The sequence below is a fragment of the Streptantibioticus parmotrematis genome (assembly GCF_019890615.1).
In the GTDB taxonomy this organism is placed as follows: domain Bacteria; phylum Actinomycetota; class Actinomycetes; order Streptomycetales; family Streptomycetaceae; genus Streptantibioticus_D; species Streptantibioticus_D parmotrematis.
On sequence record NZ_JAINVZ010000047.1, the window covers coordinates 1 to 10,122 of the forward strand.

A 10,122-nucleotide genomic window follows, 5' to 3' on the forward strand; every position below is an offset into this window, starting at 1 on the left:
TGGGAAGTTCCCTGATGATGCAGTGTGTTCAAGCATCAGGGAAGGCATGACTGTGAGTGAGTGGCATGTGGTGTGGGTACCGGATCGGGGCCGGTGGGGACCTCTCCCGGATGATGGGGTTCTGGGGGTACGGGACCTACCGGGGGCGGTGGCCGGGATCGGGTTGGGGGCGGGCGATCCGGTGTTCGTGGCCCCGGACGGCACGGTGGACCGGGATTTGTTGGGCTACGTTCGGTCCGCTGAGTTCCGGTCGCTGGAGCGCGAGTCGAAGCGCAACTACGCGACGGACACCCGGCCGCTGCTGACGTTCCTGTCCTCGCGCGGGGTGGTGTGGCGGGAAGCGACGAGGCAGGATCTGCGGGATTACCGGCACTGGCGGTGTGATGCGCCGGAGAACCCTGAGCGGATCGGCGGAACGAAGTGGAACCGTGAGGCGGCCGCCTTCACCAAACTGTTCAAGTGGGGGAAGGTCGACCCGCTGCCGGTGGACGTGTCCCTGCGCGAGGACCGGGCGGCGGACTCGGTCAGCTCACGCGTGTCGTGGCTGACTCCGCGGACCTGGGGATTGTGGTCGGACGTCGGGCTGCGCGGCCATACCCGCGCCGGGATATCGGCGCCGGGGTGGGAGTCACGGACGGAACTGCGCAACACCAGCTTCGTGCAGCTGCTGCTCAGTTCGGGTCTGCGCCGGCAGGAGGGCGGAGCGCTGCTCACCTTCGAGCTGCCCGTCCAACGCCTGCGCTATGGCCGCTACGTGCACGGCCGCGTCGCTGGCGCGTTGACCAGGGCGAAGAGAAGCCGGACGTTCTACGCGTCGGTGGACTCGGTCGGCCAGGTGGAGTCGTATGTGGAGTCGGAGCGGGCGTGGGCGGTGCGGCGTGCTCAGGCAGCGGGCCGCTACGACCGGCTGCCGGTGTTGCGGCTGGTTACGCAGGTCACGCACGGCCTCAAGCCGAAGGTCCAATGGGTGGACGCCAACGGTGTCGCCGGTGAGCAGGAGCTGAGCCGGTTGGGCTGGCGCGAGCGGCAGTGGCTGTTCCTGGAAGGGCCGGACGGGCCGGAGCCGGCGTGGTTGTGGCTGACCGAGCAGGGCCTGCCGATGGATCCGGAGCGCTGGAACGGCGTGTTCCGGGGTGCGAATCTGCGCTGCGAGAGCGTGCTGCTCACCGCCGAGGAGCGGAAGATCGACCGGGAGTTCCGGCTGGCGGAGGTTCGCGGCAAGAGTCCGTACGCGACGCCGCACTCGTGCCGGCATTCGTTCGCGCTCTACATGCTGGTGCTGCTCAACGAGCTGTTCGAGTCGCGTTACGGGCTCACGAAGAAGGACCGGCGGGACTTCGCTGTGCTGTTCGGTGACCCGTGGTGGCTGGTGAAGACGCTGCTGGGCCATGCGGATGTGGAGACGACGAAGCGGCACTACCTCGCTCCTGTCGCCCACCTGCAACTGGAGTCGATCCTCGCCGCCGCGGAGGATGACGCCGAGGAACGGGATATCGGGGATCTGGACGGCGTCTTCGCAAGGCTGGCCCGGGAGTCGGAAGGCATTCAGGACGTCGACGCGATCCTTGGGGCGGCCTCGTGAGCGGCCGGGGGCACCGTGCCGTTCTCCCTCCGCCCGATCACCGCAGCGAGCCTCCGCTGGCCCCGGACGGGCTGGTGGTGACCGTGGTCAACAAGGCGGGGCACCGAAGGACGTTCGACTTCGCCGAGCTGTCTGTCCCGGCCCCTATGAGGCGGTCCCTGGCCACCGTCTTCGCCGAGCAGTCGGGCGTCTGGAACAGCCATGCAACCGCCGATGCCCACTGGCGCCAGTTGCTGGTCTTCGCACGGTTCCTGGCGGCTCTGGAGCGTCAGCCGCAGGATCTGGAGGATCTGACCGTGGCCATGGTCCGGCGCTGGCGGGCCCAGCACATCGCCACCAACACGGGCAGAAGCGCGCTGCGGTCGGTCCGCACCCTGCTGCGCAGGGATCCTCGTCTGGCAGCCGGGCCGGTGGCCGAGGAACTGGCCCGTCGCGTTCCCGCGCCGGTTCCCAGCAAGCAGGCATACGAGGAGGAGGAACGGCAGCAGGTGCTGCTGACGGCACGTCGGCAGTTCCGGGCGGCGTTGACGCGCATCCGCGAGAACACCGAACTGCTGGAGCGCTGGCGGGCCGGCGACCTGACCGTGGGCAGCCGTGACTGGCGCCTGGGCCAACTCCTCGACCACGTGGCGGACACCGGTGACGTTGTCCGCACGATCACGCCCAGTGGTCAGTACCACGTGAGGAATCGCAGACTGCTGGGCGGTTTGGGTGCTGAGCGCACGTGGGGGCGCCTGTTCCTGACCCGCGGGGATCTGACGGCTCTGGCGGTGCTGCTCACCGACCGGTTCGGATGGAACCTGTCGGTCTACGACCGGATGCCGGCCCCGACCAGGATGCCGTCGGCCGGCGAGGCGACGACGGTGACCTACCAGGTCCAGATCGAGAAACGCCGAGCCGGCGGCGGACGCTGGTTCTCCACGGAGAACATCACCGATTCCGGCGCCGACTCTCCCGGACGGCTGATCACCCAGGCGCTGGAGGCGACCGCGCACGGCCGCCGACTGGCTACCCGTTTGGCGCCGGGAGTCGACTTGCTGATGACCGCGCGCACCGGCCTGCCCGGCAACGAGCCCCAGAACCTCGACCGGCCCCGCCCGGTCGGCCCCCTGTTCTTCGGCGTCTCCACAAACGACGCAAGGCAGTGGGCGAAAGACCACCGCCTGGGCGGTTCGCCCTTCCAGCGGACCCGCAGGACGACGGTCACCCGTGAGGGCCGTCCACTCCAGCACACCAGGGGCACCCACGAGAGTGTCTACGTCCTGCCCGACAAGCGCGTCCAGCGCGCCTCGCGCGAGGACTTCGCGGACGGCGCGTTGGAGGCACTGGAACAGGCCCGCAACACCGCCTTCAACGGCCGCCTCACCCCCGCCGCAGACCCTGGCCACCAGCAGACCGCGACGGCCGACTGCCAGGACGAGAGCACCAGCCCCTGGCCTGCGCCGGATGGGGGATGCGGGGCGGACTTCCTGCTCTGCCTGGGCTGCCGCAACGCCCACGTCCACCCCGGCCATCACCCCCGCCTGGCCCACCTCCGCGAACAGGTGCTCGGTCTGCGCTCGGCCCTACCAGACCCCGTCTGGAACGGGCAGTGGCGCGATCACCTGCTGCGGCTGGAAGACCTGCGCGACAAGGTCGGCACTGCCGCCTGGAATGCCGCGCTCGCCCGGGTCAGCCAGGCCGACCGCGCGTTGATCGACCTTCTTCTGAAAGGAAGTCTCGCCCCGTGACCACCGCCCTCGCCTCCGAGGACGACCCCTACGTGCTGCCCCTACCCACCGCGGACACTCCCGTGGTGCTTGCGCGAAGGGTCCGCCCCGGCAACCGGCACCCCAACTCCCGCTACCAGGACCCCGTGTGGTCGCTCGGCCCGCTGATCGACAACCCCGGCAAGACCATTTCCGCGATCTCCTGGAGGAAATGCCCCCCGCAGATGCGCGACCAGGTGAAACAGCTCGCCTGGACCATGATCAACGGGGAGCTTCGGGCCACCTACCTGCAGACCCGCGGGAGCAGAGCCCGAGCTCGGCAGGCCGCGGCCTCCCTGCAGGACACCTGCCGCCAATGGATACGCCTGGCCCGCTGGCTGCATGAACGGGGCATCAACGATCTCGCCTCCTGCACCGACCACGAGTGGAGCGCCTACGCCTCTCAGCGCTGGACACGCGTCAGCGACCGGCACCATGCCGAAAGGGTCCTCAGCCAGCTGACGAACCTCTGGGCCTTCGATCAGCTCACCGCCCGCCCCCTGGGAATCACCCGGCCGCCCTGGGACACCGCCGGCGTCGACGACTTCCTCCCCGCCTCCGACGCTTCCGCCGACGGAGTGGAGAACACCACCGAGCCCCTGGATCCGCAGGTCATAGGGCCGATGCTGACCTGGGCCATCCGGGTGGTCGAGGACTTCGCCGACGACATACTGGCCGGCTGGGCCGAGAACCGCCGGCTGACTGCACTGGCTGAGGCCACCGCCGCCAACCCCACAGGGCGGGCCGCGCTGAGGGCATACCTCCTACCGCTGGTCAGCAGCGGGGCGCCGCTGCCGGCCACGCCGCTGCACGGCACCCACCGGCTGGCCCGCCTCTTCCTCGCCGCCTCCGCCGGTGCCAGCATCGGCCAGGTCGACCGGCTCAACTGGGACCACGGGCTCACCGCACTGGCCGCGGAGCGTCCCGGCCCCTGCCCTATGAACGTGCCGGTCACCGGGCTCATCGCCGGAAAGCCCTGGCGCGACCATATGGACTTCAACGAGGCCGCCGACCTGATGCGGCAGCTCGGCACCGCCGCAGTGATCGTCTGTCTTTTACCTCACGGGAATGCGTACACAGGAGGTCCAGGGCCTGCGGTCCGGCTGCTGCCCCGATCCCGAACCGGCTGCCGACGGCACCCCGGGGCGGCACCTCATCCGCGGCCACCACTACAAGAACGTCACCGACGACGACGGCAACCACGTCTCGGCCGGACAGGAACGTGATGTCCCCTGGGTGGCGATCACGCCGGTCGTCCACGCGATTCGGGTCCTGGAGCGCATGGTTCCCCCGGGCGGGCTCCTCCTCGACGCCGCCCACCACGACTTCTCCGGTCAGCGCGGCTTTCACGGCGCGGTCAAGCGCAACGCCCTGGCCAGACGGATCGAGGACTTCACCACCTGGGCCAACCACGAGGCCCTCACCCACGACCTGCCCGGCCAGACCATCGCCCAGGACCCGCACGGCAAGGTCGGGCTGGCCCGCTTCAGACGAACTCTGGCCTGGCACATCGCCCGGCGCCCCGGCGGACTGATCGCGCTGGCCATTCAATACGGGCACATGCGCACCGTCCTGGACGCCCGCACCTCCACCGGCTACGGCTCCCGCGACCGCCGCGGCATCCACGGCGTCCTCGACGTCGAGACCGCCCTCGCCGCGGCCGACACCGCCGCCCGCCTACGCGACCGTCTCGCCGCCGGCGAGAAGATCTCCGGCCCGGCCTCCCGACGGGCCGTCACCGCCGCCGCAACCACCCCGCAGTTTGAGGGCCGCATCGTCCCCGCCACCTTCGCGAAAAAGGCGGCCGCCTTCCTCGCCCGGGACGGCATCGTCCTGTTCGACAACCCCGACACGTTCCTGATCTGCGCGTTCAAACACGACAACGCTCTCTGCGACCCCGACCCGGACGCCACCGCCCCACGGCAGTACGCCTGCAAGACCGGCTGCGGCAACACAGTCCGCACCGACGCCCACGCCCTCCAGATGCGGCAGCGCGCCGACGAGATCGACCAACTGGCCGCCCACGCGCCCGACCCGATCGGCAAACGCCTGCGAGCCAACGCCGCCAGGCTCCGCGAAACCGCCTACATCCACGACGCCACCGCCCAGACCGCCGAGGCCCTGACATGAACCAGCAGCACCAGGACGAACGCACCCGCATCCGCGAGGCCACCGACCGGCTCCTGACCGGCAAGGCCACCGCCTCCAACGGCAGCCTCACAGTCGTCGCACTCGCCGCCGAGGCCGGCGTCCACCGCATGGCCCTCCTCAAACGCCACGTCGACTTGAAGAACGAGTTCTACGAACGCGTCCGCAACGAGACCCAGCAGACCCCGGAAGCCGAAAAGCGGCTCAAGGCGACCGTCACCAAGCTCAAGCAGACCATCGCCAACCAGCGGGCTGAGATCGAAGACCTTCGCCGTCAGGTCACGAACCTCACTCTTGCGAGTGCTGTCCTCACCTGTCAGATCGAGCCGAAACCGGAGGCGCAAACGCTTCCCGACAACGTCGTCCCCATCCGCAGTCCAGAGAGTTGAGTTAAATTCAGGAGTCGTAGGAGCTTCCTAAAACCAGAAGAAATCAGTATAGCCGACATTGCGAATACCACGATCTAAAGACCTGCGTCAGGATAACTGACAGAATGGTCAGGATCTCCGACCTTTTAACTTGTTCGTGTCTCTCCTGAAGAGACACGAACAGCAGGGACAGCCAGGCGCATCGGTGGATTTGGCCCCATTCTCCAGGGGCGGCGCTTATCATGCGTGCGGCACGACTCGGGCTTCAACTGCTCTGGGACGGGCTCTCAGACTCTGTCCTCACTAGGCCGTGGAGGTCAAAGAGCCCAGCGAAAAACCTCTTCATGAGGGGGCCGATCTGGTCTCGTCCTAGCTCCGTGGAGCTGAACCGGTAGGTCTCGTAACCACGGAGTTTCAGATCACGGTCGCCCCGCACAGTGCCCTCATATGCCCTGCTGGTTGCGTAGTGGTGACCGCCGTCAACCTCCAGCACCACACGATGACCGTGCGGCAACAGCATGAGGAAGTCCATCCGGTGGTTCAGCAACGCCTTCACCCCACGCTGCCGAACGGTCTTGTGGTCCCAGTGCAACCAGACCTCGGGCAGCAGTGCGGGAAGATCTCGGGCCAGAACACCGTAGTTCTCGTGATAAATCCGGTAGAAGTTGCGTTGAGGAGAGACCTCGTCAGCCGGCATCGACTTCAACAGACGTTCGTAGAGGGTCTTTTTGGCCTCCCCCTCGTCATCGATACCCTTCTTCTCCTGCCACCACTGCTGCAGGTTGCGCCAACGGATGCCCTCCGGGCCTACCGGGCGGTCGTAGACGAGAATCTGGTCCATGTCCTGCAGGACCTCAATGTCGTTGTCGACGACACTCACCAACCGGATGTCTGGCTTGACAGTCGTGGCGAAGACGAGAGTCTTGGGGCGGCGGACAGCACCCGGTCCTGTGCGCACCAGTTGAAAATAGGGATACCCATCGCGGTCGCCCGTCTGCTCCAAACGGGCTCCGGCCTTCACCAGCACCACGTTGACCGCCTCGACGACACGACTCTGCGCTTCGGCATCCGGCAGCGTGCCCGGGTCGACCAAGCCCTCAAGAAAGCGGCCGAACCTAGCGGATCCAGCCTCGTACGCCCCCAACTGCTCGAAAAAATCGTCCGTTGACCAGTCACCTGGATTCCGAAATACGAACCGATGGATCAGCGCGCGCCGACTTGTCGATGACGATCCCGACCACGTGGCCATCGGATCGTTGTCCAGGACCCAGAACTGCTCCAACAGGCCCTCGAAGCGGTCCTGGCGGTGTATCAGTTCCTCCAGGTCGATCGCATGGGCTATGTCGCGCCGCGTTCGGCCCATGATCTCGATCACAGGGCCCGCTTCCCAGACTGCGTCCTCAAGCGCGAACCTGTCCGCCCCGTGAAGTGAGATGTGAGAAGAGTCGAGGAGGCGCTGCGCGACCTGGTGGAGATCACCATCTGTAATCGCTTCCAGGCATGCCTCCAGGCGCTGACTCTTCGTACCTGCTTCCTCTCCAGGGATCGGCAGCCTGTGCTTCTTGCCCAGACTGGTCAACTCAGTGTGAGTGTAGGAGCTCAGGCCCCATACGACCGTGCTCACCGCTTCTCTCAAGTCCACCGGACGCACCGCCATGACCCGAGTGTCGCAGCCCGGTCGGACACCCGTCGCGAAGCCAACAAGAACTACCGGGCGGGGCTGTGTGCCGGTGGCGTAGAGTGACACTGGTGAAGACCGTGCGCTTTGCTGAGTATCGGCAGTACGAGCAGATACGCACCAGGGCCAACAACGCCGTGATGGGCTTGTTGGCCGGCGCGGGCATGGCCGCGCACCTGCTGCAACTGACCGAGGGCTCCGATCGACTGTTGTCGGAGATATTCCCCAACGTCCCTCACATCCGCAGGCTCGACATGAAGTCGGTCTCCGCCAGGGCCATCCTCACCTCAGGTGATGTGCACCTCGGTGCGATGACGGTTCCGTACGTCCTCGGTATCCACGAAGACTTCATAAAGACCTGCCTCGGGATGCTCCAGCGCGCTGGCCACACCTTGTCAAAGCCGGACGTCAGATACATCAAGGCGTGGACGCAACACGAGGAGATCGAGCGGGCCACCGGCGGCAACTTCTCACCTGTCGAGCTCCAGCAATTTCACATACTGCGACTGATGCGCAACTGTTCGATCCATGCGGGTGGCCTGGTTGACGCCGACCTTGCCAAGCACTTGGCCTCCTGGGACGTCACATCGGAGGCAAGTTGGGTCGCCCGGGCTGGCCGATCGCCCCGGAGCGTGCAACTGGGAGACCAGGTCGAGTTCGGACACGGCGAGATCGTGGCTTCCCTGGCGTGCACCAAGGCCTTGGCCCGAGAAGCCAACGTGCTGCTCCAGCCAGCTCTCTCCCGCGAAGCCTGGGCGGACCTCGTCGTCGAGGACGCCGTCGGGGAGTTGCCCGGAGTACTGAAGGAGCCCCCTCCGCAGCGACAAAGGAGGATCAAGGGCTTTGCGCGCTTCCACTACTTGCCCCTGACCCTGACTGAGACTGAGATCTCGGACGCCATCATGCGGGCCATCTGATCGACTGCAAAAACACTGATGCCCGTTCCATCAGGAACGGGCATCAGTCAAAGAAAGGCGGGCTCTACCAGTTGAGCTACAGCCATAAATGACCGCCGGGCTTCGAACCCGGATCACCGCGACTCTGCGAAGTTTTCGGTCGTGAACCGACAGGGCCTACACCCAACTCCATTGGACGGCACAGCGTATCAGGTGACTCCAGAGAACTTCAAGCTCCCAGTCGGCCTCCCCAGCATCTGCTCACCGTCCCGCAGTGGAGAACACGTCCCATCCAGTGCCTGGCCTCACGGTAGCTTGGGATCCGGGAAGCCCCAGTCCATCGCCATCGTGACCAGCGCCTCCCGTACGGCCTCGTCCCAGCGCGGCGGGTTCACCAGGCTCCTCAAGAGGACCTCGCCGCCTTGCGTGATGGTGCCGTCCCCCGTCTTGTCCCCCAACGAGCCCAGGGACACGGCCTTGTCCAGACTGCTGCCGGACACCGAGTCGCCATAGGTGTCCCGACCCTCGCGCACAGCCGTGTGAATCTCGGTCACCGGCGTGGGCATGGCTTTGATACCGACCGTCGCGGCGGCAACCATGGGCAGGATCGTGTTCGCCACGATCGGGACGCTGTCGTACATCACCTGGACGAAGTAGTCCAAGCCCAGCGGCACACCCTCGGGAAGCCACACGCAGGTGTCGAAGACGACTTCGAGGCCGGCCCCCAGCCCATCGCCATCCAGGGCGACTCTGCACACCATCTGGGCGCCCGGGCGGGAAGGGGTAGACCCGCCGGTACCGATGGTGGACATCCTCAGCAGCAGGCGACGACTTGTCGCCTGCACAAGCTCCCAGGCAGTGAGCGCCTGCCGACGCTCAAGCAGATCAAAACTCAGCCGGCTGAGTAGCGGCTGGGCGCGTGTCTCTTGGAGGGCCTTGACGACCTCTCCGGCAAGCCCGCTGGGGAAACGGGTCCGTTCCTCGCCCCTCCACAGCGCCATCGTGCTCACGGCCCGCAGAGCGACGTCTGGGTCGTTGCCGTCGTCGCGGAACGGTGATCCATACTGCTTGAGCCCATGGCGAGCCAACATGGGCGTCGGTTCGGCTTGCACCGCTGGCTCATCTAGCAGCATGCGCATCATCTGCCGGTTCGCCTTCGCATTGCGGGCATCGAGCCGCACGAAGATGGAGCCATCAAGGACGACAGGCCTAGGGACCGTGGCTCGGTCGATCCGGACCACCAGGACGACCTTGTCACCCGCGGCCCCTCCGTACGGAACCTCGATCACTTCAGGCGTCCACGGCGGGTCGAAGCGCGTGGCCATCTGGTTGATCAGCTTTTCCTTCTCCCCCAGCGGCGCGCCGACGATCTCCGAGGGCACGCCCTTCTCCTCCTCGGCCACGCCAACGAGCAAGAGACCGCCATAGGTGTTGGCCAGCGCCGCGACAGCTTCGATCGGCTTGTCACCCGCACGCTTGTACTCGACCGTAAGTCCTTCTCGGATCTTCAGGTTGACGAAATCTTGGACCATATCGAGAGTGACATCGGTGGCCGGAGCCTCAAACAGCGGATGCATCCGGCGAGCATGACACCCCTCGCCATCCGACGCTGGAAGTTTCAGCAACAGCCACTCTGTCCACGGGAGCCCAATCTCCTCGGCACCAGAGCTGCCGATCTGAACACACTGACTTGACAGGGAAG

8 protein-coding genes are annotated in these 10,122 nt (G+C 66.4%); 6 read left to right on the forward strand and 2 right to left on the reverse strand.

The genetic code is table 11. The annotated features are described in order from the left end of the window. The first annotated feature begins 52 nt into the window (after window positions 1-52). The 5 genes from K7472_RS31915 to K7472_RS31935 all read left to right on the forward strand — a co-directional run bounded on the left by K7472_RS31915 (window position 53) and on the right by K7472_RS31935 (window position 5,867). Window positions 53-1,582 carry a site-specific integrase gene (locus K7472_RS31915; protein WP_222982733.1) on the forward strand — a complete coding sequence of 510 codons (1,530 nt, stop codon included), beginning with the start codon at window positions 53-55 and terminating at the stop codon, window positions 1,580-1,582. A gap of 146 nt (window positions 1,583-1,728) precedes the next feature. Continuing rightward, window positions 1,729-3,312, forward strand: coding sequence for a site-specific integrase (locus K7472_RS31920; protein ID WP_252396585.1), 1,584 nt, complete (start codon window positions 1,729-1,731; stop codon window positions 3,310-3,312). Beyond that, the gene (locus tag K7472_RS33600; RefSeq protein ID WP_222982728.1) at window positions 3,309-4,556 is read left to right on the forward strand and encodes a hypothetical protein; all 1,248 of its coding nucleotides are present in this window, start codon (window positions 3,309-3,311) and stop codon (window positions 4,554-4,556) included. The genes K7472_RS31920 and K7472_RS33600 overlap by 4 nt, the downstream gene beginning before the upstream one ends. A gap of 10 nt (window positions 4,557-4,566) precedes the next feature. Next, window positions 4,567-5,460 carry a hypothetical protein gene (locus K7472_RS33605; protein ID WP_308014180.1) on the forward strand — a complete coding sequence of 298 codons (894 nt, stop codon included), beginning with the start codon at window positions 4,567-4,569 and terminating at the stop codon, window positions 5,458-5,460. Further along, a complete protein-coding gene (locus tag K7472_RS31935) occupies window positions 5,457-5,867 on the forward strand; it encodes a hypothetical protein (protein WP_222982729.1) in 411 nt (136 codons plus the stop codon). Before K7472_RS33605 ends, K7472_RS31935 begins: the two co-directional genes overlap by 4 nt. A 244-nt stretch (window positions 5,868-6,111) precedes the next feature. Here the strand turns inward: K7472_RS31935 and K7472_RS31940 are convergent, their stop codons facing one another. Continuing rightward, window positions 6,112-7,503 carry an AbiJ-related protein gene (locus K7472_RS31940; protein ID WP_222982730.1) on the reverse strand — a complete coding sequence of 464 codons (1,392 nt, stop codon included), beginning with the start codon at window positions 7,501-7,503 and terminating at the stop codon, window positions 6,112-6,114. Window positions 7,504-7,595: 92 nt separating this feature from the next. Here K7472_RS31940 and K7472_RS31945 point away from each other — a divergent pair, with 92 nt between their 5' ends. Next, window positions 7,596-8,441: a hypothetical protein gene (locus tag K7472_RS31945; protein WP_222982731.1), complete on the forward strand. Its 846-nt coding sequence runs from the start codon at window positions 7,596-7,598 to the stop codon at window positions 8,439-8,441. 284 nt (window positions 8,442-8,725) lie between these two features. Here K7472_RS31945 and K7472_RS31950 read toward each other — a convergent pair whose 3' ends face one another. Further along, window positions 8,726-9,997, reverse strand: a complete 1,272-nt coding sequence (locus tag K7472_RS31950) for an AlbA family DNA-binding domain-containing protein (protein WP_222982732.1) — start codon at window positions 9,995-9,997, stop codon at window positions 8,726-8,728. Window positions 9,998-10,122: the final 125 nt, after the last annotated feature.